We start from the raw sequence: 23112 nt of genomic DNA, 5'->3' as shown, positions 1-23112 counted from the left end.
GCCACGAAGAAGCTTGACGTGCCCCCGGCGTCCTTCGGGCGCCGGGGTTTTGTCATGCCGTCGCGGAGCGGTACTTGCGCACCGCCAGCGTCCGGAAGACGACCAGGATCAGGATCGAGTAGATCAGCGAGGCCCAGACGGGGTGCTGCATGGGCCAGGCGTCGGACGGTGACTGGCCCGGGTTGGCGAACAGCACGCGGCAGGCCTGGACCGTGGCGCTGAAGGGGTTCCACTCGGCGATGTGGCGCAGCCACGGGGTCATGTGGCTGGTGTCCACGAACGCGTTCGATATGAAGGTGACCGGGAAGAGCCAGATCAGCCCGCTGGAGGTGGCGGCCTCGGGGGTCCGGACGGACATGCCGATCAGGGCACCGATCCAGGTGAACGCGTAACCGAGCAGGAGCAGCAGCCCGAAGGCCGCGAGGACCTTGACGGCGTTGGTGCTGCCGTCCGACCCGACGCGCCAGCCGACCAGGAGGGCGACCACCGCGAGGACGACCAGGGTGAGGGCTGTCTGCACGGAGTCGGCGAGGGTGCGCCCGGTGAGCACCGCGCCGCGGGCCATGGGCAGGGAGCGGAAGCGGTCGATGAGTCCCTTGTGCATGTCGTCGGCGATGCCGGCGCCGGAACTCGCGGTCGCGAAGGTGACGGTCTGCGCGAAGATGCCCGCCATCAGGAAGTTCTTGTAGTCGACGGCACTGGTGCTGCTGCCGATCTGCATGGAGCCGCCGAAGACGTAGGTGAACAGCACCACGAACATGATCGGCTGGATCAGCCCGTAGATGATCATCTCGGGGATCCGGGACATGCGGATCAGGTTCCGCTTGGCGACGACCATCGAGTCGCGGATCGACTGGCTCACCGGGTTCGCGGCCGGCGCGACCCGCACGGTGTCGGTGACGGCGCTCACTTCACGGCCTCCTTGTCGTTCTCCTCGGTCTTCGCCTCGGCCACGTGTCCCGTCAGGGAGAGGAAGACGTCGTCGAGGGTCGGCCGGCGCAGGCCGATGTCGTCGATCTCGATGCCGCGCGTGTCCAGTTCCCGGATGACCTCGGCGAGGAGTTTGGCGCCGCCGGTCACGGGCGCGGTGAGCTTGCGCATGTGCTCCTCGACCGTGGTGTCGCCCTTGCCGAAGCCGGCGAGGACCTCGGCGGCGGCCCGGATGTGCTCGCGCTCGTGGACCACGACCTCGACGCGCTCGCCGCCGGTGCGGGCCTTGAGCTGGTCGGAGGTGCCCTTGGCGATGACCCGGCCTTGGTCGACCACCGCGATGTCATGCGCGAGGTGGTCGGCCTCTTCCAGGTACTGCGTGGTCAGCAGCAGCGTCGTGCCGCCGGAGACCAGGTGCTTGATGACCTCCCACAACTGCTGGCGGTTGCGCGGGTCGAGGCCGGTCGTCGGCTCGTCCATGAACATCACGGGCGGCGAGACGACGAGGGCGGCGGCGAGGTCGAGCCGGCGGCGCATGCCCCCGGAGTAGGTCTTGGTGGGCCGGTCGGCGGCGTCCGCGAGGTGGAACTGCTCCAGCAGTTCGGCTGCGCGCTCCTTCGCCGCCTTCGCCCTCATCTGGTAGAGCTGCCCGACCATCTGGAGGTTCTCGCGGCCGGTCAGATACTCGTCGACGGCAGCGAACTGGCCGGACAGGCCGATGGAGCGGCGGACTGCGTCGGGCTGCTTCAGCACGTCGATGCCCGCGACGACCGCCCGTCCGCTGTCGGGCCGCAGCAGGGTGGTCAGGCAGCGGACGGTGGTCGTCTTGCCCGCCCCGTTCGGCCCGAGCAGGCCGAGGACCGTGCCCTCGGGCACGTCGAGGTCGACGCCGTCCAAGGCCCTTACGTCACCGAAGGTCTTGACCAGACCTTCGGCATAGATGGCGCCTGGCATATGAGTCTCCACGTCTTCGAAGATCGCCGGACAGGTGAGGGATGCATCGCACCGACACACCATAACGCGATGTATCGCGTCTCACAATCGGTTTTTCCGTGTCTCGTTTCCGGGGAGAAGAAGGGATCTTGACCGGCTCGCGCGCCGGCTCAGCCCATGACCGTGTAGCCCGCCTCGCGCAGCGCCTGACCCACCTCGGCGCAGTGCGCCGGGCCCTTCGTCTCCAGGTGCAGCTCGACCTCCGCCTCCGTGAGTCCGAGCCGTGGGTCGGTTCGTACGTGGCTCACATCGAGGACGTTAGCGTCAACCACTGACAACGCACCCAGAAGTGTGGCGAGAGCCCCCGGACGGTCCGTCAGCCGCAGCCGGACGGCGAGATAGCGGCCCTGTGCGGCCATGCCGTGCCGCAGCACCCGTTGCATCAGCACCGGGTCGACGTTGCCACCGGACAGCACGGCGACGACCGGCCCCTCGAAGGTGCCGGGCTCGCTGAGCAGCGCCGCGACCGGGCTCGCCCCGGCCGGCTCCACGACCAGCTTGGCCCTCTCCAGGCAGAGCAGCAGCGCGGCGGACAGCTCGTCCTCGCTGACCGTGCGCACCTCGTCGACCAGCTCGCCGACGATCCCGAACGGCACGTCGCCCGGTCGGCCGACCTTGATGCCGTCGGCCATCGTCGCCGGGTTCTCGACCGTGACCGGCCGTCCCTCCGCCAGCGAGGGCGGATACGCCGCCGCGCCCTCCGCCTGCACGCCCACGATCCGCAGGTCCGGACGCAGGGCCTTCACCGCCACGGCGATCCCGGCGGCCAGCCCGCCCCCGCCGATACCGACGACGACCGTGCGCGCCTCGGGGCACTGCTCCAGGATCTCCAGGCCCACCGTGCCCTGACCGGCGATGATGTCGGGGTGGTCGAACGGGTGGATGAACACAGCGCCCGTCTCGGCGGCGTACTCCTGGGCCGCGGCCAGTGTCTCGTCGACCACCTGGCCGTGCAGCCGCACCTCGGCCCCGTAGTCCCGGGTGGCGCTGACCTTGGGCAGCGGGGCGCCCTTCGGCATGAACACCGTGGAGCGCACGCCGAGCAGCGCCGAGGCCAGGGCGACGCCCTGCGCGTGGTTGCCGGCGCTCGCGGCGACGACACCGGCGGCACGCTCCTCGGGCAGCAGACCCGCGATCCGGACGTACGCGCCGCGCAGCTTGAACGAACCGGTCCGCTGGAGGTTCTCGCACTTGAGGTGCACCGGCGCGCCGACCGTCTGGGACAGGTACCTGCTGCTTTCCATCGCGGTCACCCGCGCCACGCCCGAGAGCATCTTCTGGGCTCCGCGCACGTCGTCGAGGGTGACGGGTCGCAAGGAGTCAGCCGTGCTGTAGCTCATGACTCCAGCATCGCAGTTCACGGGTGGAAACGACTGTTGTGACCAACCTCCGAGACCCGCTTTGCGCAGCGCCGGTACGGCCCGCCTTCCGGCCGCGTACCCTGTCCCCCAATCAGCCAGCCCTTCACGAAGTGAGCCCCCGGCCATGCCCACAACACCTGAAATGTCGATGGACATGACGACCGTCGGTGACACCGGTCTTCTCGACACGCTGCAGCACGAGGTGGCGCTGTTCGCCCGCCGTGCCGAACAGACCCGGCTCGGCGGAGTCGGGCAGGTGCGCAACTCCATGGACCGCGCCGCGTACCTGCTGCTCAACCGGCTCGACAAGGAAGGCCCGATGGGCGTCAAGGCACTCGCCGCGAGCATGGGCATCGACTCGTCGACGGTCACCCGGCAGGTGGCTCCGCTCGTCGACACCGGCCTGGTCAAGCGCACCTCGCACCCCGAGGACGGGCGGGCCGTGGTGCTCCAGCTCTCCCCCCGCGGGCAGGCGCGACTGGAGGAAGTGCGCTCGTCCCGACGGCAGTTGATGGCCGAACTGACCCACGACTGGGAGCCCGCGGAGCGCGAGGCGTTCTGCTCGCTGCTCACGCGCTTCAACAGCGCGCTGTCCGCCCGGATGGCGGTACCGGGGGTGCCGGGGCCGGAGGAGCAGTAGCAGTCCTGAGGCCGCGGGCCACCTGTCGTGATCGCCGGGGGCCGGTCTGAGGGCCGGGGGCCGGTCTGAGGGCCGGGGCCAGTTCTGAGGGCTTGGGGCCGGTTCTAAGGGCTTGGGGCCGGTCCTGCGGGCCGAAGGCCGGTTCGTCGCCGTTCCGGGGGGCCGTACGCCGTGGGTCCACCGCCCCGACCCGGTGCGCGGCTCTTGACCACGGGCCTGCCCCTGGCCTGATATGAGACCGGGGACCCGCCGTACGCGGGCGTCGCGTCCGTGCCCGAAACGGACAAAAACATCCTCAGGGTCGCCGGCAGGCGGGAGGCGCGGTGCGACAGCGGCATGCGTCCCAGGCAACCCGTCGGGCCCGCGAGTTCGAGGCGTTCGTCGCGGGCGCGGCCGGGCGGCTGCTGCACGCCGCCACGCTGCTCACCGCTGAGGCACCGGACGACAACCCGCGCGCCCGGCGCCTGCTGACACTGTCTTTGGCCCACACGTACGCGTGCTGGGACCGGCTGCGCGGCGAGGATCCGTACGACCGCACCCGCCAGTACCTGGCGGCCCGCTTCGCTCGCGGCGCGTGGCACCAGTACGGCGGATTCGGCCGCTCCCGCCCGCACCCCGCGAGCCCGCTGGCCCCGCTCACCCCGCAGGAGCGGCTGATCCTGGTGCTCAGGCTCTACGAAGGCGTCGGCGAGGAGCAGACGGCGGCGTTGCTGGGCCTGTCGGCGGAGCGCGTCCGGGCCGTCTGCCACCGGGCGACGACGACCCTGCTGCACCGGTCGCGGAACCCTGGCGCCGCCGCGCCGGCCGCGAAGGCGGGGCCGTCATGAGCTGCGCGCGTCACCGGAGCCGGGCATGAGGGGGAACGACCGTGAGGCCGCCGTGCGGCGGCTCATGGAGCAGACACCGCGGCCGGTGCCGCCCGAGATCCACACGGAGGCGGTGCGCCGGGGCGGCCGCATGCTGCGGCGCAGGGCGCTCACCCGCCGCGTGCTGTGGCTGCTGGCGTTCGCGGCGGTGGTGGCGTTCACGGTGTGGGCGCTGACGGTGCACCCGTGGGTGGAGCCGCCGTCGGACACGACTCCACCCCTCACCGGCTGGTGACCCCGCGCGGGGCCGGCTACCGGCCGAGCGCCTGCTGAAGGTCCTCCAGCAGGTCGTCGGCGTTCTCGATGCCGACGGACAGCCGCACGAGGTCGGCCGGGACCTCGAGGGCCGAACCGGCCACGGAGGCGTGCGTCATGCGGCCGGGGTGCTCGATCAGCGACTCGACGCCGCCCAGGGACTCGCCCAGCGTGAACACCTTGGCGCGGTTGCAGACCTCGACGGCCGCCTGCTCGCCGCCCTCGACACGGAACGAGACCATGCCGCCGAACGCCTTCATCTGCTTGGCGGCGACCTCGTGGCCGGGGTGCTCGGGCAGGCCCGGGTACAGGACGCCCGTCACGCGCGGGTGCCGGGTGAGCATGTCGGCGACCTTGGTGGCGTTCTCGCTGTGCCGGTCCATGCGCACGGAGAGGGTCTTGGTGCCGCGCAGCACCAGCCAGGAGTCGAAGGGGCCGGCGACGGCGCCCATCGCGTTCTGGTGGAAGGCCAGTTCCTCGCCCAGGTCGGCGTCGTCGGTGATCAGTGCGCCGCCGACGACGTCGGAGTGTCCGCCCATGTACTTGGTCAGCGAGTGCACGACGACGTCCGCGCCCAGGGAGAGGGGCTGCTGGAGGTAGGGCGTGGCGAAGGTGTTGTCGACGACGAGCCGGGCGCCGGCGTCCCGGGCGACCTGAGCGACGGCGGCGATGTCGGTGATGCCGAGCAGCGGGTTGGAGGGGGTCTCCACCCAGACGACCTTGGTCTTCGGGGTGAGGGCGGCCCGTACGGCGGCCGGGTCGCTGGTGTCGGCGACCGACCACTCCACGCCCCAGCGGGCCACGACCTTGGCGAAGAGCCGGAACGTGCCGCCGTAGGCGTCGTTGGGGATGACCACGTGGTCGCCCGGGCTGAGCAGCGTGCGCAGCAGGCAGTCCTCGGCCGCCAGTCCGGACGCGAACGCGAGACCGCGACGGCCGCCCTCCAGGGCGGCGAGGTTCTCCTCCAGCGCGGTCCTGGTCGGGTTGGCGCTGCGGCTGTACTCGTAGCCCCCGCGCAGGCCGCCGACGCCGTCCTGCTTGTAGGTGGACACCTGGTAGATCGGCGGGACGACCGCGCCCGTCAGGGGTCGGCGGTGTTGCCGCGTGATCGCGAGCGTCTCGAAGTGCTGACTGATGTGCCTGTCGCTCATGGGCACCGAGGGTAATGCGCCGAAGCGAGGAGCGCCGGGTAAGAAGCCGAACCGCGAGCCGGGGGTGGGGGTTCTTGGGGGGGGTGGGGGTTCTGGGGGGGGTGGGGGTTCTGGGGGCCGGGAGGCCCGGGAGGCCAGGGGAACCAGTGGTCCGGGAGGCCCCGGGAGGCTGGGGCCCGGGAAGCCGGGGCCCGGAAGCCGGGGCTGCGGGTGCCGCGTGGTCGGGTTTTCCACAGGTTCGGGGGCCCTGTTGGCCAATTGTCGGCGGGGTCTGGTTCGCTTGTTCCATGGAGATTCTCTGGGTCCTGATCGCACTGGTCTTGCTGGGCTTCGTGCTGCTTCCCTTCCTGCGGCGCAGGCGTGGTGCGATCGGCCTGGTCTCGCCCGACCACCCGGACGCCGCGGACCCGGCGAACTACGGCTTCGTCCGCGAGGAGGAGCTCGACATCCGCATGCCCGGCCCCGACCAGGACCTGCTGGACGTCCTGGACGTGGTGCAGCGCACGCAGGACTACCGCGCTGCCCAGCAGCTTCTCGCGGGCACCGAGACGGAGGGCGAGCAGCGCTGGCAGCGCGTGCAGGCCTTCGCGGGCGCGGCCTCGCTGGAGCTCCAGCGGCGGCCCGGCGGGGTGGGCGAGTCGCCCGGCGGGCAGTGGCTGCGGGTGTGGCGGGCCGAGGCGCCCAAGGACGCGGGCGGCGCGGCGGTGCACGCCGAGTTCCTGGTGCAGCAGGCGTGGCGGACGGCCTCACCGGGGACGGACGACTTCCGGATCATCATGGAGGAGGCGAAGGCGGCGTGCGGCGAGGCCGCTCTGCTGTCCCCCGGCGACCCCATCCCGTACATCGTCGAGCTGTCGGTGGCCCGCGGTCTCGGCTACTCCCAGAAGGACTTCGAGCAGCTCTGGCTGAAGATCCTGGACCGCGCTCCGGCCCACATGGGGGCGCACCTGGCCGCCCTGCACTACTGGTGCGAGAAGTGGCACGGCTCCCGTGACCTGGCGTACTCGTTCGCGGAGGCCGCGGCGGCCCGGGCGCCCAAGGGCTCCCTCCTCGCGGCGATGCCCCTCTTCGCGGTGTTCGAGCACCTGCCCGAGGTGACCCTGGTCAGCAGCTTCTGGCAGTCCGAGGTCGTCACGAAGGCGGTGCACGGCGCGCTGCACGCGGTGCACTCGGCCCGCCCCGACGACCCGATGCTGGCGCACGTGCGGCACATGCTGGTCCTCTTCCTGGTCCGCGGCGAGCGCTGGTCGGAGGCCATGAGCCAGCTGGTCCACATAGACGGCCATGTCGGCGCCCTGCCCTGGACGCTGTCCGCCGACCCGGCGGCGGAGTTCGCGGTGTACCGGGCGCTGGCGGTGGCGGGCTACGAGGCGAACGGCGGCAGCCCGGCGAGCCTGCCGCACTGACCCTCGGCCCCGGCCCCGGGCCCGCGCCTCGGTTCGTCACGCGGCGCATGGCCGGGAACAATGGGACTCCCGCGCCGTGTGAGGTGGTGGCGATGCCCGCTTGGCATCTGCGTGACTATCACGACGACGACCTCGACCAGGCCATCGAGATCTGGGACCAGAGCCGCCGGGCCGACGAGAACCGGGTGTTCGCGGTCTCCGAGGTCATGACGGCGGCCAAGGCGGGGCAGACGGCCGTCGTCGCGGTGGTCGGCGAGGAACTGGTCGGAGTGGCCGTCGCACAGGCGCAGGGCAAGCGGGCGTGGATCCTCCTGGTGGCGCTCGCCTCCCGCTGGCGCGAGCGGGGGATCGGGAGTGCTCTCCTCGCCGAACTCGAACGGCGCCTGCGGGCCCTGGGCGTGAGCCACGTCAGCGCGCTGCTGCCCGCCGGTGCCGCGGGGACGAAGGCTCTGGAGAACTCCGGCTACCGGTTCCGCGACGATCTCATCTACTACGAGAAGGTCGAACCCCCCGGAGCCGCCAACACGGAGGTCCTCACGGCACTGGGCGGCCGTATGCTGCCCGACGGTCTGTGGAACGCCATGGCCGGTATGGAGCGGGAGAAGGAGGTCGTCGATCACCGTGTCGTGCTCCCGTTGACGGAGCCGACGCTGGCAGAGCATTACGGCGTCGCCCCGCCCAAGGCGATCATCCTGTTCGGCCCGCCGGGTACCGGAAAGACCAGTTTCGCCAGAGCGGTCGCCTCGCGGCTCGGCTGGCCGTTCGTGGAACTCTTCCCGTCCCGGCTCGCGGCCGACACGAGCGAGGGCTTGGCCGTGGCCCTGCGGGAGGTCTTCGCGGACCTGGCAGAACTCGACTCGGTCCTGCTCTTCATCGACGAAGTCGAGGAGATCGCGGGCGCGCGCTCCGGAAAGGCGGTCGATCCCGGGCACGGAGTGACCAATGAACTGCTCAAGCTGATCCCCGGCTTCCGCGAGCACGACGCACGGCTGCTGGCCTGTGCCACCAACTCGATTCGCTCTCTCGACGCGGCGTTCCTGCGGCCGGGCCGGTTCGACTACGTCATCCCCATCGGCCCACCGGACGCATCCGCGCGGGCGGCGATCTGGACCCGCTACCTCACGACCTCCGCCGACGCGGTGGACATCGACCGGCTCGTCCAGGCGAGCGACCTGTTCACCCCGGCCGACATCGAGTTCGCGGCCCGCAAGGGGGCACAGGCGGCGTTCGAGCGCGAAGTCAGCCTTCGCCAGGGGCGACCGGCGACGACCGAGGACTACATGACCGCCATCGCCGACACGCGGCCGACGCTCACCGCACAGGCGATCGAAGAGTTCGCGGAAGACATCGACAAGTACAGCCGGCTCTGAGGCGCCCGCGCCCCGCCCACCCCATGGCTGGCACGGGCTCTCGCGGGGCGCCGCCGGGACCGCGGAGTCCGGCGCGGCCCGGCCGCGGAGACGTCACCGATCGGTCTCCGCCTTCGCCGGGCCGCCACGCGGTCAGCCCTCGGCGCGGGCGGGCAGCCGCCATCCCGGGCGCGGGAAGTGGCAGGTGTAGCCGTCCGGGTATCGCTGCAGGTAGTCCTGGTGCTCAGGCTCGGCCTCCCAGAAGGGGCCGACCGGCTCCACCTCGGTGACGACCTTGCCGGGCCACAGGCCGGAGGCGTCCACATCCGCGATCGTGTCCTCGGCGATCCGCTTCTGCTCGTCGTCCACGTAGTAGATCGCCGAGCGGTAGCTGAGGCCGATGTCGTTGCCCTGGCGGTTCTTCGTGCTCGGGTCGTGGATCTGGAAGAAGAACTCCAGGATCGTGCGGTAGTCCGTCTCCGCGGGGTCGAAGAGGATCTCGATGGCCTCCGCGTGCGTGCCGTGGTTACGGTACGTCGCGTTCGGTACGTCACCCCCGGTGTATCCCACCCGGGTCGCCGTCACGCCCGGAAGTCGGCGGATCAGCTCCTCCATCCCCCAGAAGCATCCGCCCGCCAGCACGGCCCTCTGCGTCTGCGCAGCCATCGCCGCCGCCCTCCAATGTCCGTCCGCTCGCTCACTCGGGCTGCTCGGCCGCACACCACCGGCATCCCCTGACCACCCTCTTCAACGCGCGAGGGCTCCGGGCGATTCCGAGCCCGTCCGACCTGTTCGCGGGAACCGGTCCCGCGCCGGGACGGCCCGTGCACGGTGGCACTAGGGTTCCCCCGTGACTGCCCCCTTGAGTTCCGCGAAAACCCGTGACGCGCTGCGCATATCCGCGCGGGTCTCCGGCGAGCTGCTGCTCGTCCTGGTGATGCTGGCCGTGTCTCTGTGGCTGCTGGGCCGGATGTGGTCGGTCGTGTGGCCGCTCGTCGTCGGGTTGCTGCTCACCACGCTCACCTGGCCCGTGGCCAGGTTCCTGCGGCGGCGCGGGTGGCCGCCGGCGCTTGCCGCGTCGGTGGTGACCGTGTTGTTCCTGCTGGTCGCGGCGGGGGTTGTGGCGTTGATCGCGGTACCGGTCGCGTCGCAGTCCGGTGAGTTGACCGACGGGGTGGTCGAGGGCATCCAGCGGCTGCGCGAGTGGGCCGCCGGGCCGCCGCTGAACATCGGTGACGCGCAGATCAACAAGGCCTTCGACTCCGCGGTCGCCCGCGCCCAGCAGGGCGTCGGCAGCATGGTCGGCACGGTCGTCACGGGCGTCAGCACCGTGGTGGGCGGTGTGGTCACGGCCGTTCTCGCGCTGTTCCTGATGTTCTTCTTCCTCAAGGACGGGCCGAAGTTCCTGCCGTGGCTGTCCCGGCAGCTGCCCGGGCGGCTCGCCGACGACGTCCCCATCGTCTTCGCGCGCGGCTGGGCCACGCTCGGCGCCTTCGTACGGTCCCAGGCGGCCGTCGGTCTGCTCGACGCCGTGCTGATCGGCCTGGGCCTGTGGATCCTGGGCATACCGCTGGTGCTGCCTCTGGCGGTGCTGACCTTCGTCTCCGCGTTCGTACCGATCATCGGTGCCCTGTTCGCGGGGTTCGTCGCCGTACTCATCGCGCTCGTCTCCAACGGCCTGACGGACGCGCTGATCGTGCTGGCCATCATCGTCGTGGTCCAGCAGCTGGAGGGGAACGTCTTCCAGCCCATGATCCAGAGCCGTGGGCTCGGCCTCCACGCGGCCGTGGTGCTGCTGGCGGTGACGCTGGGCGGCAGCCTGGCCGGCATCGTGGGCAGTCTGCTCGCCGTCCCCCTCGCCGCGCTGATCGCGGTGGTCTGGAACTACGTGCGGGAACAGCTCGGCGAGCCGCCCGAGGAGCCGGACGGCACCGACGAGCCGGACACCGCCGCCCCCGCCCTGCCGTAGCGGTCCCGGACGCCCTGCCGCCATAACGGTCCCGGACGCGCGAACGGCCCTTCCCGGGTCGCGGGGCTCCTCGTCGCTTGCGAGTCTGCAGGCGAAAGGAGTGCCGCGCCATGGTTGCTGTCGCCGCGTCGCCCGTACGTCTCGAGGCGTCTGTCGACGCCCGGCTGTCCCGATGGCTGTGGCTGGTGAAGTGGCTGCTCGCCATCCCGCACTACATCGTGCTGTTCTTCCTGTGGATCGCGTTCGTCGTCGTGAGCGTCATCGCGTTCTTCGCCATCCTGTTCACCGCCCAATACCCGCGGTCCCTCTTCGACTTCAACGTCGGCGTGCTGCGGTGGAACTGGCGGGTCGGCTACTACGCCCACACCGCGCTCGGCACCGACCGGTACCCGCCGTTCACGCTCGCCGACGTGCCCGACTACCCGGCCCGCTTCGACGTCGCCTACCCCGAGCGGCTGTCGCGCGGTCTGGTGCTGGTGAAGTGGTGGCTGCTGGCGATCCCCCAGTACATCGTCGTCGGCATGTTCCTGGGCGGCGGCTGGGGCTGGGGCGGGGAGCACGGCAACAGCTGGCGGGGCGGCGGGCTGATTCCCTTCCTCTCCCTGGTCGCGGTGGTCATCCTGCTCTTCACCGCCCGCTACCCGCGGCACCTCTTCGACTTCCTCCTCGGCCTCGCCCGCTGGTGTGCGCGAGTGGCCGCCTATGCCGCGCTGATGACGGACCAGTACCCGCCGTTCCGCCTCGACATGGGTGGGCGGGAGCCCTCTGACCAGGATCCCCAGCGACCCCGTCGAGTTCCGGCAGACCCGTGACTTCGGGGACGGCGCCCCCGTGCCGTGGTTCGACGCCGTGACCGCCGAGCGGGCGGGGCTCCGGCAGGTGTGGGCGGCGCGGCGGTGTGACAGGCGGATGCGCGAGCCGGGGTGTGCGGGAGATCAGCCGCCGCTGCCGTACGGCCGCGTGATGATCTCCAGGCGATGGCCGTCGGGGTCGTCGAAGTACGTGCCGCGGCCGCCGTCGTTGTGGTTGATCTCGCCGGGGCGGCTGTGGAACGGGTCCGCCCAGTACGTCAGACCGGCCTTCTGGATCCGGTCGAAGATCTGGTCGAACTCGTCCTCCGAGACGAGGAAGGCGTAGTGCTGCGGCGTGATGGCGCCGGGGCTGTCCATGTAGTCGAGCGTCACATCGTTGGAGATCTCGACCGGGAGGAACGGGCCGTAGGGCGGGCTCACCTCGAGTCCCAGGAGGTCGGCGAGGAACCGGGCCGAGGCGCGCTTGTCGTGGGCGACGACGATGGTGTGGTTCAGCTGCACAGTCATGGTGAACCTCCCCTCCCGAACCAGACTACTCCGGTGTGAACTGAGGCAAATATGACCTCAGTTCACACCGGAGCAGCTCACCTCACGCCGGAGCGGGGTATCAGATCGTCGCCGTGTCGATCACGAACCGGTAGCGCACGTCGCTGGCGACCACGCGGTCGTACGCCTCGTTGATCTGGTCACCGCGGATCAGCTCGATCTCGGCACCGAGGCCGTGCTCGGCGCAGAAGTCCAGCATCTCCTGGGTCTCCGCGATGCCGCCGATCATGGAACCGGCGAGCGACTTGCCGCCACCGATCACCGAGAACAGGCTGAGGGAGATCGGCTCCTCGGGGGCGCCGACGTTCGCCAGTGTGCCCTCGGGCTTCAGCAGCGCGAGGTAGGCGTTGAAGTCCAGCGGGGCCGACACCGTGGACACGATCAGGTCGAACGTGCCCGCCAACTCCTCGAAGGTCTTCGGGTCGCTGGTGGCGTAGTAGTGGTCGGCGCCCAGCCGCAGGCCGTCCGACTGCTTGCGCAGGGACTGCGACAGCACGGTCACCTCGGCACCGAGGGCGTGCGCGATCTTCACGCCCATGTGGCCGAGGCCGCCCAGGCCGACGATCGCGACCTTCTTGCCGGGGCCGGCACCGAAGCGCTTGAGCGGGGAGTAGAGGGTGATGCCGGCGCACAGCAGCGGCGCGGCGACGTCGAGGGAGAGGCCGTCGGGGATGCGGACGACGAAGTTCTCGTCGACGACGACCTTCTGCGAGTAGCCACCGTAGGTGGGCTCGCCGTCGCGGCCGATGCCGTTGTACGTCTGGACGTTGCCCTCGACGCAGTACTGCTCACGGCCGGCCTTGCAGTTCTCGCACTCGCGGCAGGAGTCGACCATGCAGCCGACGCCCACGCGGTCGCCGACGGCGAACTTGGTGACGCCCGGGCCGACCTCGGAGACGACGCCGGCGATCTCGTGGCCGGGGACCATCGGGAAGATCGCCTCGCCCCAGCCCTCCTGGGCCTGGTGGATGTCGGAGTGGCAGATACCGGCGAACTTGATGTCGATCAGAACATCGAACTCGCGGACCTCGCGGCGCTCGATGGTGGTGCGCTCCAGCGGAGCCTTCGGTGCGGGTGCGGCGTACGCGGCGACAGTGGTCATGCCGGGGTTCTCTCCTAGCAGGTTCCGTGCCCGGTTGCCTTCGGGATCTATCTGACCGGGCACGATCCCCAGCGTGCCTGAGCCGCGAGCGGCTACCCAGACCACGGTTTTGCGTACGCACAGCATGCGTACTACTGGCGGGGTCAGGCTCGTGTGCGTACGACCATGAATACTGGAGGGCATGGACGAACAGCCCGAACCCGTACAGGAGCCCGCACCGGAGGCCGGCGGGGGCCTGGACCGGCGTGCCGAGCTCAGTGAGTTCCTGCGCACCCGGCGTGCCCGGCTGAAGCCGGAGGACGTGGGTCTGCCCGACTTCGGGCGGCGCCGGGTCCCGGGGCTGCGCCGCGAGGAGCTGGCCCAGCTGGCCGGGGTGTCGGTGGCGTACTACATACGGCTGGAGCAGGGCAACGGGAACAACGTCTCGGCGGAGGTCCTGGACGCGATCGCCCGCGCCCTGCGGCTGAGCGACGCCGAGCACTCCCATCTGACGCACCTGGCGAAGCCGAAGCAGCACAAGAAGAAGCCGGTGGCGCGGACCCAGCAGGTGCGGCCGACGCTGCGGCATCTGCTGGACTCGATCGACAGCGTCCCTGCGTACGTCGTCGGCCGTCGCTCGGACGTCCTGGCCTGGAACCGGATGGCCGCGGCCCTCTTCGGCGACTGGGCGGAGCTGCCGCCGGCGGAGCGCAACTGGGCGCGGCTGGTGTTCCTGCGGCCCGACTACCGCGACCTCTTCGTCGAGTGGGACCAGAAGGCCAAGGACATGGTCGGCTACCTGCGCATGGACGCGGGCTGCCACCCGGACGACCCGCAGCTGTCGGCGCTCGTCGGCGAACTGTCCGTGAAGAGCGAGGACTTCCGCCGCCTGTGGGCCGCGCACGACGTCAAGGAGAAGAGCTACGGCGTCAAGCGCATGCGGCACCCGCTGGTCGGCGACCTGACCCTGTCCTTCGAGACGTTCCGCCTCGTCGACGACGCCGAACAGTCCCTGATCACCTACCACGCGGAACCGGGCACCCCGTCGGCGGAGGCCCTGCGCCTGCTGGCGAGCTGGGGCGCGGACGCGACGCGCTCCGGGACGAGGGCTTCGACCCCGTCGGAGTGAGTCCTCCCCGACCCCTTGCGCTCCTCGGACCATACGGCGGACCCGCCGGAAGCCGAGCTCCCGGCGGGCCGTCAACGCACCTGCCCTACGGCCTACTTGCCGTAGTAGGCGTTGTAGATCGAGATCGTCGACTTGTTGCCCTTCTTGTCGGCGATCTTGGCGTGGAAGGAGATGGCCTTCCCCTTCTCGGGGTTCTTGACGGTGACCTTGCCGTCCCTGACGGTGAGCTTCTTCCAGGTCTTGCCGTAGTCGTACGACACGTACACCGAAAGCGACTTCAGGTTGCCGCCCTTGGCCGCGCCCTCGACGGTGACCGGGACGGTGGCCGTCTTGCCGGCCGGGACCTTGCTGTCCAGGCCCGTGGCCGCGTTGAAGCGGGCCGTGGAGGCGGGCAGCTGCTTGAGGTCGGCGGTCTTCTTCGAGCGGAACGTCCAGCTGGCGTCGATGCGGGTGGAGGCCGCCGCGACCTTGACGCTGCGCTTGACCGACGTCGTCAGCTTGTACTCGGCGTCACCGGCCGGGACCTTGAACGCCTCACCGCCGGTCAGCGGGTCGTCGTTGCCGGCGACCTTGGTGCCGTTGCGGTAGAGGGTCGTGGTCGCCGAGGTGACCAGCGAAGCGCCCGGGTTGCCCTTGCCGTCGGCGAACAGCGGCAGGGAGCCGTGAATCCGGTCGCCCTCACGGAACAGACCGAACTCGGCGTTGAGACGCGGTCCGAAGACAGCCGTGTTGACGGTCTTCGAGTAGGTCTTGCCACCCTTGAACTTGAGGTTCTCGCCCAGCGTGTAGCGGGCCTCGAGCTCCTCCTCGGCGCCGCCGTACTGCTCGTAGTCCAGCTGCCACACCACGCCGCCCGGGGTGGACAGGTGCAGGGTCCGGGTGCCGGGCGCCGCCTGCGGGACGGTCATCGAGGAGGCGCTGCTGCTCCACGGCATCCAGCCGACGGCGGTGACCGCGCCCCGCTTGCCGCTCGCCGCCGCGCCGAGACCGACCTTCACCGTGGCGAGCTCGCTCGCCTTGTACTGCCGCTTGTACCCGGTGGCGACCTGCTTGGCCACGCCGCCGCCGGTGACGGCGTACTCCTCCTTGTCGCCCTTGACCCAGTGGCCGTCCCACTGCTGGGTCAGCGAGCCATCAGTGATCTGGGGACCGAGGTGGGCGGTCCGGAAGTTGTCGAACGATGACAGTCCCCAACCGAAGCCGTAGATGTCGTCGCCCGCCTGCACCGCGAAGTCGGCCGAGGCACCGTCCAGCTTGGCACCCGCGTCCGGCACGGTGATGTCCACCGGCTTGGCCGTGCGGGCGTCCAGCGTGATCGTCTGGTTCTTGGTGACGTTCAGCTTGGGCTGGGCGATCCAGTCGACGCCCGCGAACGTCTCCGGGTCGTCGCCCACGTAGAGGTTCGCGTTGAGGACGTACCCGCCCCTCGGCACCCGGATGGTGACGGTGCCGTCCTCCTCGTAGGGCGTGAACGACTTGTCCTTGCCCAGGCCGGAGACACCGGCCAGGTCGGCGCTGTAGTTCCTGGTCGCCTTGCCGTCACGGCCGAGGAACTTCAGTGTGACGTCGTAGGACTCGACCTCGCGCTGCACCGCGGCCGCCGTGCGGACACTCTGGCCGTCGCCCGTCGCCGTCACGTACGCCGAGTAGGCGCCGTCGACGGTGCCGCCCAGCTTGGTGTTCACGGTGACCGGGACGGAGGCCTTGCCGCCGGCCGGGACGGTCACCGAGGTGGCGCCGAGCTTGAAGAAGCCGGCCGGGGCGGCCTGGCCCTTCGGGTTGGTGGCGGTCGACGTCAGCTTCAGCGTGACGGCCTTCGTACCGAGGTTGCGGTACGTCAGCTCCTTGGTGACCGGCTTGTCGTCGGTGTGCGGCCACTGCTGGACACCGAAGCTCACCGATCCCGGCTCGGCGATCACGGACTGCTTGATGGCCTTGTCGACCTGGATACGGCCCGAACCCTGCTCGAACGGGGTGTACTTGCCGCCCTTGGTGGAGCCGGTGAGGGCGCCCTTCAGCTCGGCGTACTTCCACTGCGGGTGCTGCTGCTTGAGGATCGCCGCCGCGCCCGCCACGTGCGGGGTCGCCATCGACGTACCGGAGATCGTCATGTAGCCGGGCGGGTTCTCGCCGACCTCGCCGGCTATCTGGTTGCCCGGGGCGGAGGCCGCGGTGATGTCCACGCCGGGCGCGGTCACGTCCGGCTTGAGGGCTCCGTCCAGGCCGGGGCCGCGGCTCGAGAAGGGGGCCAGCTTGTCCTTGTCGTCGACCGCGCCGACGGTCAGGGCCGCGGCGGCGCTGCCCGGGGAGCCGATGGTCTGCTCGCCGAACTCGCCCTCGTTGCCGGCGGCGATGGCGAACAGGATGCCCTTCTCCTCGGACAGCTTGTTCACCGCCGCTTCCAGCGGGTCGATTGCGGGCGTGTCGCCCCCGCCCAGGCTCATGTTGACGACGTCGGCGCCCTCCGCGGCGGCCCACTCGATGCCGGCGAGGACCTCGGAGTCACTGCCGAATCCACCGTCGTCGAGCACCTTGCCGTTGAGGATCTTCGCGCCGGGCGCGACACCCTTGTACTTGCCGCCGGACTTGGCGCCGGTGCCGGCCGCGATGGAGGCGACGTGCGTGCCGTGGCCGACCTTGTCGGTGGTGTCGGGCGAGGTGGTGAAGTTCTTGGCACCGATCACCTGCCCCTTGAGGTCGTCGTGGGTGCCGTCGACGCCGGTGTCCAGGACGGCGATCTTCACGCCCTTGCCGTCGTAGCCGACGGACCACGCCTTGGGCGCGCCGATCTGCGGGACGGACTTGTCGAGGCTGGCCTTGCGGACGCCGTCGAGCCAGACGTGCGCGATGCCGGAGGCTGTCTTGTCGCCGTTGGTGACGGCGTCCCACAGCTCGGGCGTGTCCTCCTGCGGCGTCTGCACCGCGTCCGCGTTCAGGGACTTCAGGGAGTGACTGAGCCTGCCCGCGTCGCGGACGTCGGCCTTGGCGGCCCCGGCGCCACCCTTGTAGCCGACGATGACCTTCAGGCCCTTCTTCTGGGCCTTGCGGGTCGCGGACTTGTTGAGCTCGGTGACGTCGAAGAGCCGCTGGTCGAGCTTGCCGGTGGCGACCAGGCGGGCCGCGTCGGCCGGGATCACGAGGGTGCGGCCGTCGAGCTTGCGGAGCTGGACGGGTATGTCCTCACGGCCCTTGGCCCGCTCCAGGCCGACGACCCGGCCCTTGGCGTCCAGCACGACCCGGTCACCGGTGATCAGCGTGACGCGGGACTTCGCGGTGAAGGACGCCGACTTGGCGGTGGCGGCCGGCTGTTCTCCATTCGCCGACGCCGGGCTGGTCATACCCGCCGCCAGGGCTACGGCTGCCGCTGTGGCGACGGTGGCCGCGCACGCCTTTTTCACTTGTCTGCGCAAGTTTCCCCCTTGCAGAAGTACCAGGTGAATTCCCCGTTCACCCGGCCGGGGGTTGTCTCGCACGCATGCTCGTACGCCCCCCGGAATACGCAGTATGCCGGGGGGTGATCAGGTGCTCAATAGATGAGAAGAAGGTAAGAAAGCCGTCGGCTGACTGTTACACGGCCGCCGGAACTCCGTTACAGGCTCGTGTGGTTACGCGCGCCGACGCCGCGCGCCCGGCGCCACGCGTGACGCTTTGCCCTCCACGGCCGAGTCGCGAGTGACCATCACGAAAGCGCATAGGAAAGTGGCTGAGAAGAAAAGACTCAAGCCGCCGCCCGGCCCCTTTCCGGGGCGGGCGGCGGCTTGTCCGCGTGCTGCTTGTGGAAGCCTCAGACAGGCGTCGGACCGGCCGTCAGGCCGCCGAACCCGCCTTCCACTGGGCCCAATCCATGTTCCAGCCGTTGAGTCCGTTGTCCGGTGCGACGGTCTTGTCGCCGGTGTTCTGGACGACCACCACGTCACCGATCATCGAGTTCTTGAAGAACCACGCGCCCGGCGTGTTCGGGTCGTTGGCGCCCTTCGCGTCCTGGAGGCCGACACAGCCGTGGCTGGTGTTCACGCTGCCGAAGATGGACTTCGCGCCCCAGTAGTTGCCGTGGATGAAGGTGCCCGAGCTGGACAGGCGGATGGCGTGGGGCACGTCCTTGATGTCGTACTCACCCTTGCCGTCGTCGTCCGTGAAGCCCACGGTCGCGCCGTTCATGCGCGTCTCCTTGAACTTCTCGGACATCACCATGGTGCCCTCGTACGTCTTGTTGTCCGGCGACCCGGCGGAGATCGGGATCGTGCGGACGGTCTTGCCGTCCTGCGTGATCTTCATCTGCTTGGTCTTCGCGTCGACGTAGGAGACCTGGTTACGGCCGATCTTGAAGGTGACCGTCTTCTGCTGGACGCCGTAGACGCCCTTGGCGCCCTCGACACCGTCGAGCGCGAGCTTCAGCGTGACGGTGGAGCCTTCCTTCCAGTAGTCCTGGGGACGGCAGTCCATGCGGTTGGCGCTGAACCAGTGGCAGGCGACCTCCTGGCCGCTGGTCGTGCTGACCGTGATGCCCTTCTGGACGGCGGCCTTGTTGGTGATCGCCTTGTCGAAGTTGATCGAGACCGGCATGCCGACGCCGACGGTGGTGCCGTCGTCCGGCGTGAAGTTGCCGATGAAGCTGTTGGCCGGGGAGACCGTGGTGAACGAGGCGTTCTCGTGGGCGACGCGCCCGTCGGAGTCCTTCGCCTCCGCCGCCAGCTTGTAGGTGGTGGACCGCTCCAGCTGCGTGCTGGGCTTCCAGCTCTTCTTGTCGGCGGATATCTGGCCACCGACCTCGCTGCCGTCGGTCGTCGTCATCTTCACGTCCGTGAGCGTTCCCTTGCTCACGGTGACGCCGGCGGAGTTGTTGATGGAGGCGTTGTCGGAGCCGTCCTCCGGCGTGATCTTGATCTGCGCCTCGGAGGTCTTCTTGGCCGCGGCTTCGTCGACCTTCGACTGGGAGCTGCCGCCGTCGCCCCCGGAGGCGCTGTCGTCGCCGCCGGAACACGCTGAGAGCACCAGCACTCCGCCGAGCAGTGCGGACGCGACCGTCAGGCCCTTGCGCCGCTTACTGACCGTCATCACACGCTTCTCCATCGTTGCCGATTTCCCCAAAACCCCGAGTGTCCCCGTCAAGTCCAAGTGCCCCCGTCGGAACTCGTGAGTCCTCGCCGGAACCCGAGAGTCCTCGTCGAGAACCTTCAACGCTACGACCGGTTCGTCAGGTTCCCCATGTCGCGCAGGTGTGGGGATCACCACGTCCACGGCGTTCGGCGCGGACGGTGCGGGTGTGGTCGGTGCGCCGCTTGAGACGCGAGAACCCCGGACAGCGGTTGCCGTCCGGGGTCTTTTGATGCCCGAACAGCCTCAGCCGCCGTTGTCGTCCTCCGCCACATCATCCTCGTCGAGGTCCCACTCCGGCGAGTCGGGGTCGTACTCGATCCGCTCGCTGCTCCAGGATGCCTGCTGCAGTTCCACCCCGGGCACCTGGCTGACCAGGTCGAACGGGTCCACGAGGACCGAGAGGGCCTCGGCGGTGTCTTCCGTCACAGTGCTCTCGGCGTGGGCCAGCTCCGCCGCCGGCAGCCCCGCATCGTCGGCGAGCCGGCGCAGCGCGGACTTGGTGATCGCGTCCGCGTCCTCCACCTCGACGACGAGCTCCACCCGAAGCCGTACAAAACGTGATGTCTCTGGAGTGCTCATCCCGGGAGGGTAAGGCCAGAGGCTCCCGTGACTTTCCTGTGACCCGCGACTTTCACTAACATCGCCCCACACGGCCAATTCGCCAGCGCCACAAGGGGATCGATATTCCGTGTCATCCGCTCGCCGCCCGTTGCTGACCACCACCGCCGCAGCGACCCTGCTGGGCGCCCTGTGGTTCGTCCCGTCCGCCAACGCGACGTCGGACTCCCCGGTGAGAGACGCGGTCGCGGCGAGCCCGTCTCCGCAGGTCACGGAGCAGGCCCGGATCGCGACACGACCGCGGGCGACTCGGTCACGGCACCCGTCTCGCCGACACGGGCAGCTTCGACACACGCCGTACGTGGTCGGCGGCACCCTCTGCCTCACGCTGGGCGCGGGCTTCGTCGTGTACTCGGTCCGCCGGGAACGGCTCGGATTCTGACGTCACGCGCCGGGGCCCTGCCGGTCGGCGGGCCCCGGTCGCCACTCGCCCCCGCGCGAGTCCCTACCGCAGCGGCCCGGTGACCGTCTCCACGGCTGCGAGCAGCCGCCCGTCCCGCACGAAGGCGTCCGCGGCGGCCAGGTCCGGCGCCAGGAACCGGTCCGGGCCGGGACCCTGAACTCCCGCTTCCCGTACGGCCGTGATGACCGCCTGCGTCGCGGGCGCCGGGGTCAGCCCCTCGCGCAGCTCGATCGCGCGCGTGGCCGCGTACAGCTCGACGGCGAGGACGCGGGTGAGGTTGTCGACGGCCGTGCGCAGCTTGCGCGCCGCCGACCAGCCCATCGACACGTGGTCCTCCTGCATCGCGGAGGACGGGATCGAGTCGGCCGAGGCCGGTACGGCGAGCCGCTTCAGCTCACTCACCAGCGCGGCCTGCGTGTACTGAGCGATCATCAGGCCCGAGTCCACACCGGCGTCGTCGGCGAGGAACGGCGGCAGGCCGTGGCTGCGGTTCTTGTCGAGCAGCCGGTCGGTGCGGCGCTCGGCGATGGAGCCGAGGTCGGCGACGGCGACGGCGAGGAAGTCCAGGACGTAGGCGACGGGCGCCCCGTGGAAGTTGCCGTTGGACTCGACACGTCCGTCGGGCAGCACGACCGGATTGTCCACCGCCGCCGCCAGCTCGCGGTCGGCGACCAGCCGGGCGTGGGCCATGGTGTCCCGCCCGGCCCCGGCGACCTGCGGCGCGCAGCGCACCGAGTAGGCGTCCTGGACGCGCGGGGCGTCGTCCTGGTGATGCCCGGTCAGGCCCGAACCCTTCAGCACGGCCGCCATGTTGGCGGCACTGGCGGCCTGCCCCGGGTGCGGCCGGATGGCGTGCAGCTCGGGCGCGAGGACCTTGTCGGTGCCGAGCAGGGCCTCCAGCGACAGGGCGGCCGTGACGTCGGCGGACCGGTACAGCGTGTCCAGGTCGGCCAGCGCCATGACCAGCATGCCGAGCATGCCGTCCGTGCCGTTGAGGAGGGCGAGGCCTTCCTTCTCGCGGAGTTCGACCGGCTGGATGCCGTGCGCGGCGAGGAGTTCGGCGGCCGGGCGTACGGCACCGTCGGGGCCCTCGGCATCCCCCTCCCCCATGAGCGCGAGCGCGCAGTGGGACAGCGGGGCGAGGTCGCCCGAGCAGCCGAGGGAGCCGTACTCGTGCACGACCGGGGTGATGCCGGCGTTGAGGAGGTCGGCCATGGTCTGTGCGACCTCGGGGCGTACGCCGGTGTGCCCGGAGCAGACGGTCTTCAGCCGGAGGAACATCAGGGCGCGTACGACCTCGCGCTCCACCCTCGGCCCCATCCCCGCGGCGTGCGAGCGGACGATGTTGCGCTGGAGCTGTGCGCGCAGCTCCGGGCTGATGTGCCGGGTCGCCAAGGCGCCGAAGCCGGTGCTCACGCCGTACACGGGCTCCGGCTTGGCCGCCAGCGCGTCGACGATCTCGCGGGCCGCCGCGAGGGCGGCCACCGCCTCCTCCGAAAGCTGTACGCGGGCGCCGCCGCGCGCCACGGCGAGCACGTCGGACGCGGTCACGCCGGACGTCCCCACCACCACAGTGTGCATATCCATATTCAGGAGCGTACGCAGTGAATTCAACGATGTCACCACTGGGGACGGGCTGCGCCCCTTACCGATACGTCACACCGGCCCGGCCCGCTCCTTACGGCGCGTGCCGCCCGCGGAACCGCCGGCGCTCGCCGTCGGCCTCCCTGGACGGCTCGTCCGCGAGCCGCACGACCGGGTCGTCAGGCCCGGCCCGGCCGGCGACGACCGGCCGGGTGGCCCGCTCGGCCTTGGCCCGGTACTGGGCGGCGTCGGCGAGCCGGAACAGCCGGCGGGCGGACGGCACGGGCCCGATCGGATCCTCGGTGGAGGCGACGCCGCAGGCCACACCGTCCCCGAGCTCCAACTCGGCGGCCCGGCGGCACAGTTCCTCAGCCGCCTTCACGACCTGGTCCGCGGTCGGCCCCACCGCGAGCAGACAGAACTCGTCCCCGCCGAGCCGCGCCGCCAGGGCCCCCGGCAGCATGGCCCCGCACAGCGACAGAACCGATCCGAAACGCTCCAGCAGCCGGTCGCCGGCGGCGTGCCCGTGGGTGTCGTTGACCCGCTTGAGCCCGTTCAGGTCACACACCACGAGGCTGACGACGACCCCGTCCCTGCGATGCCGCTCGATCGCCCGCTCCAGGCGTACGTCCACGGCACGGCGGTTGGCGAGTCCCGTCAGCGCGTCGGTGTACGCGAGGCGCCGGGCCTCCTCCAGCCGCTCGGTCTGGGCGATGCCGGCGGCGACCACGGAGGCCAGGACGGTGGCGAAGTCGGCGTCGGCCCGCTCGAAGACGGGCTCGCCGGCCGGCCGGGCGACGTACAGCTCGCCCCAGGCCCGGCCGTGCAGCACGATGGGCGCGACCACGCAGCAGCCGCGGCCCCTGCGGCGCAGGGCGGCGACACGCTGGTGGCAGTGCCGCGGGGCGGCGCCCGGCCGCGG

At 70.6% G+C, this 23112-nt stretch carries 20 protein-coding genes and 1 pseudogene; 9 read left to right on the top strand and 12 right to left on the bottom strand.

What is annotated here, in order from left to right; all coding sequences use genetic code 11:
- Positions 1-52: 52 nt before the first annotated feature.
- The 3 genes from SSQG_RS24915 to ilvA form a co-directional block, all read right to left on the bottom strand.
- Positions 53-910, bottom strand: coding sequence for an ABC transporter permease (locus SSQG_RS24915; RefSeq protein ID WP_003992614.1), 858 nt, complete (start codon positions 908-910; stop codon positions 53-55).
- On the bottom strand, positions 907-1884 hold the full coding sequence (locus SSQG_RS24910; RefSeq protein WP_039933558.1) for a daunorubicin resistance protein DrrA family ABC transporter ATP-binding protein: 978 nt from the start codon (positions 1882-1884) through the stop codon (positions 907-909). The genes SSQG_RS24915 and SSQG_RS24910 overlap by 4 nt, the downstream gene beginning before the upstream one ends.
- 149 nt (positions 1885-2033) lie before the next feature.
- A complete protein-coding gene (ilvA, locus tag SSQG_RS24905) occupies positions 2034-3263 on the bottom strand; it encodes a threonine ammonia-lyase (protein ID WP_003992612.1) in 1230 nt (409 codons plus the stop codon).
- A 163-nt stretch (positions 3264-3426) separates the two neighbouring features.
- Here ilvA and SSQG_RS24900 point away from each other — a divergent pair, with 163 nt between their 5' ends.
- The 3 genes from SSQG_RS24900 (at position 3427) to SSQG_RS24890 (ending at position 5025) form a co-directional block, all read left to right on the top strand.
- Positions 3427-3924, top strand: coding sequence for a MarR family winged helix-turn-helix transcriptional regulator (locus SSQG_RS24900; RefSeq protein ID WP_003992611.1), 498 nt, complete (start codon positions 3427-3429; stop codon positions 3922-3924).
- Between the two features lie 323 nt (positions 3925-4247).
- On the top strand, positions 4248-4751 hold the full coding sequence (locus SSQG_RS24895) for a sigma factor-like helix-turn-helix DNA-binding protein (RefSeq protein ID WP_003992610.1): 504 nt from the start codon (positions 4248-4250) through the stop codon (positions 4749-4751).
- 25 nt (positions 4752-4776) lie between these two features.
- Complete coding sequence (locus SSQG_RS24890) at positions 4777-5025, top strand: hypothetical protein (protein WP_003992609.1); 249 nt, start codon at positions 4777-4779, stop codon at positions 5023-5025.
- A gap of 16 nt (positions 5026-5041) precedes the next feature.
- On the opposite strand, the gene SSQG_RS24885 is transcribed toward SSQG_RS24890, so the two are convergent.
- Complete coding sequence (locus tag SSQG_RS24885) at positions 5042-6196, bottom strand: cystathionine gamma-synthase (RefSeq protein WP_039933556.1); 1155 nt, start codon at positions 6194-6196, stop codon at positions 5042-5044.
- A gap of 287 nt (positions 6197-6483) precedes the next feature.
- Between SSQG_RS24885 and SSQG_RS24880 the strand changes: the two genes are divergently transcribed.
- Both SSQG_RS24880 and SSQG_RS24875 read left to right on the top strand, forming a co-directional pair.
- A complete protein-coding gene (locus tag SSQG_RS24880; RefSeq protein ID WP_003992607.1) occupies positions 6484-7602 on the top strand; it encodes a hypothetical protein in 1119 nt (372 codons plus the stop codon).
- A 92-nt stretch (positions 7603-7694) separates the two neighbouring features.
- Positions 7695-8972, top strand: a complete 1278-nt coding sequence (locus SSQG_RS24875; protein WP_039933555.1) for an ATP-binding protein — start codon at positions 7695-7697, stop codon at positions 8970-8972.
- Between the two features lie 132 nt (positions 8973-9104).
- On the opposite strand, the gene msrA is transcribed toward SSQG_RS24875, so the two are convergent.
- Positions 9105-9617: a peptide-methionine (S)-S-oxide reductase MsrA gene (gene msrA, locus SSQG_RS24870; RefSeq protein ID WP_003992605.1), complete on the bottom strand. Its 513-nt coding sequence runs from the start codon at positions 9615-9617 to the stop codon at positions 9105-9107.
- Positions 9618-9801: 184 nt separating this feature from the next.
- Between msrA and SSQG_RS24865 the strand changes: the two genes are divergently transcribed.
- Entirely contained in the window at positions 9802-10920 is a 1119-nt protein-coding gene (locus tag SSQG_RS24865; RefSeq protein WP_039933554.1) for an AI-2E family transporter, read from the top strand.
- 110 nt (positions 10921-11030) lie between these two features.
- Complete coding sequence (locus SSQG_RS24860) at positions 11031-11732, top strand: DUF4389 domain-containing protein (RefSeq protein WP_003992603.1); 702 nt, start codon at positions 11031-11033, stop codon at positions 11730-11732.
- Between the two features lie 123 nt (positions 11733-11855).
- Here SSQG_RS24860 and SSQG_RS24855 read toward each other — a convergent pair whose 3' ends face one another.
- A complete protein-coding gene (locus SSQG_RS24855; RefSeq protein WP_003992602.1) occupies positions 11856-12239 on the bottom strand; it encodes a VOC family protein in 384 nt (127 codons plus the stop codon).
- Between the two features lie 100 nt (positions 12240-12339).
- A complete protein-coding gene (locus SSQG_RS24850) occupies positions 12340-13380 on the bottom strand; it encodes an NAD(P)-dependent alcohol dehydrogenase (RefSeq protein WP_003992601.1) in 1041 nt (346 codons plus the stop codon).
- A 181-nt stretch (positions 13381-13561) separates the two neighbouring features.
- Between SSQG_RS24850 and SSQG_RS24845 the strand changes: the two genes are divergently transcribed.
- Complete coding sequence (locus tag SSQG_RS24845) at positions 13562-14488, top strand: helix-turn-helix domain-containing protein (protein WP_003992600.1); 927 nt, start codon at positions 13562-13564, stop codon at positions 14486-14488.
- Positions 14489-14580: 92 nt separating this feature from the next.
- Here SSQG_RS24845 and SSQG_RS24840 read toward each other — a convergent pair whose 3' ends face one another.
- The 3 genes from SSQG_RS24840 to SSQG_RS24830 all read right to left on the bottom strand — a co-directional run bounded on the left by SSQG_RS24840 (position 14581) and on the right by SSQG_RS24830 (position 20164).
- The gene (locus SSQG_RS24840; protein WP_003992599.1) at positions 14581-17898 is read right to left on the bottom strand and encodes a S8 family peptidase; all 3318 of its coding nucleotides are present in this window, start codon (positions 17896-17898) and stop codon (positions 14581-14583) included.
- A 397-nt stretch (positions 17899-18295) separates the two neighbouring features.
- Complete coding sequence (locus SSQG_RS24835) at positions 18296-19558, bottom strand: L,D-transpeptidase (protein ID WP_208865665.1); 1263 nt, start codon at positions 19556-19558, stop codon at positions 18296-18298.
- 270 nt (positions 19559-19828) lie between these two features.
- Positions 19829-20164 (bottom strand): hypothetical protein, encoded by a 336-nt coding sequence (locus SSQG_RS24830; protein ID WP_052310343.1) that lies wholly within the window; start codon positions 20162-20164, stop codon positions 19829-19831.
- 109 nt (positions 20165-20273) lie between these two features.
- On the opposite strand from SSQG_RS24830, the pseudogene SSQG_RS24825 reads away from it, so the two are divergent.
- Positions 20274-20585 (top strand): annotated as a pseudogene (locus SSQG_RS24825) (hypothetical protein).
- 63 nt (positions 20586-20648) lie between these two features.
- Here SSQG_RS24825 and hutH read toward each other — a convergent pair.
- Together hutH and SSQG_RS24815 are read right to left on the bottom strand one after the other, a co-directional pair.
- Entirely contained in the window at positions 20649-22187 is a 1539-nt protein-coding gene (gene hutH / locus SSQG_RS24820) for a histidine ammonia-lyase (protein WP_003992596.1), read from the bottom strand.
- Positions 22188-22284: 97 nt separating this feature from the next.
- On the bottom strand, positions 22285-23112 hold an 828-nt coding region (locus tag SSQG_RS24815), incomplete at its 5' end, for a diguanylate cyclase domain-containing protein (RefSeq protein ID WP_003992595.1).

It is taken from the genome of Streptomyces viridochromogenes DSM 40736 (genome assembly GCF_000158955.1).
In the GTDB taxonomy this organism is placed as follows: domain Bacteria; phylum Actinomycetota; class Actinomycetes; order Streptomycetales; family Streptomycetaceae; genus Streptomyces; species Streptomyces venetus.
Note: the sequence above shows the minus strand (reverse complement) of the source record. Positions and strands in the feature narration are given on the sequence as shown.

Bases quoted from the DNA above. Each gene is read 5' to 3' on its own strand.
- SSQG_RS24910 (WP_039933558.1), bottom strand. From the start codon at position 1,884: ATGCCAGGCGCCATCTATGCCGAAGGTCTGGTCAAGACCTTCGGTGAC.
- ilvA (WP_003992612.1), bottom strand. From the start codon at position 3,263: ATGAGCTACAGCACGGCTGACTCCTTGCGACCCGTCACCCTCGACGAC.
- SSQG_RS24900 (WP_003992611.1), top strand. From the start codon at position 3,427: ATGTCGATGGACATGACGACCGTCGGTGACACCGGTCTTCTCGACACG.
- SSQG_RS24890 (WP_003992609.1), top strand. From the start codon at position 4,777: ATGAGGGGGAACGACCGTGAGGCCGCCGTGCGGCGGCTCATGGAGCAG.
- SSQG_RS24885 (WP_039933556.1), bottom strand. From the start codon at position 6,196: ATGAGCGACAGGCACATCAGTCAGCACTTCGAGACGCTCGCGATCACG.
- SSQG_RS24880 (WP_003992607.1), top strand. From the start codon at position 6,484: ATGGAGATTCTCTGGGTCCTGATCGCACTGGTCTTGCTGGGCTTCGTG.
- SSQG_RS24875 (WP_039933555.1), top strand. From the start codon at position 7,695: ATGCCCGCTTGGCATCTGCGTGACTATCACGACGACGACCTCGACCAG.
- msrA (WP_003992605.1), bottom strand. From the start codon at position 9,617: ATGGCTGCGCAGACGCAGAGGGCCGTGCTGGCGGGCGGATGCTTCTGG.
- SSQG_RS24860 (WP_003992603.1), top strand. From the start codon at position 11,031: ATGGTTGCTGTCGCCGCGTCGCCCGTACGTCTCGAGGCGTCTGTCGAC.
- SSQG_RS24855 (WP_003992602.1), bottom strand. From the start codon at position 12,239: ATGACTGTGCAGCTGAACCACACCATCGTCGTCGCCCACGACAAGCGC.
- SSQG_RS24850 (WP_003992601.1), bottom strand. From the start codon at position 13,380: ATGACCACTGTCGCCGCGTACGCCGCACCCGCACCGAAGGCTCCGCTG.
- SSQG_RS24845 (WP_003992600.1), top strand. From the start codon at position 13,562: ATGGACGAACAGCCCGAACCCGTACAGGAGCCCGCACCGGAGGCCGGC.
- SSQG_RS24835 (WP_208865665.1), bottom strand. From the start codon at position 19,558: ATGGAGAAGCGTGTGATGACGGTCAGTAAGCGGCGCAAGGGCCTGACG.
- SSQG_RS24830 (WP_052310343.1), bottom strand. From the start codon at position 20,164: ATGAGCACTCCAGAGACATCACGTTTTGTACGGCTTCGGGTGGAGCTC.
- hutH (WP_003992596.1), bottom strand. From the start codon at position 22,187: ATGCACACTGTGGTGGTGGGGACGTCCGGCGTGACCGCGTCCGACGTG.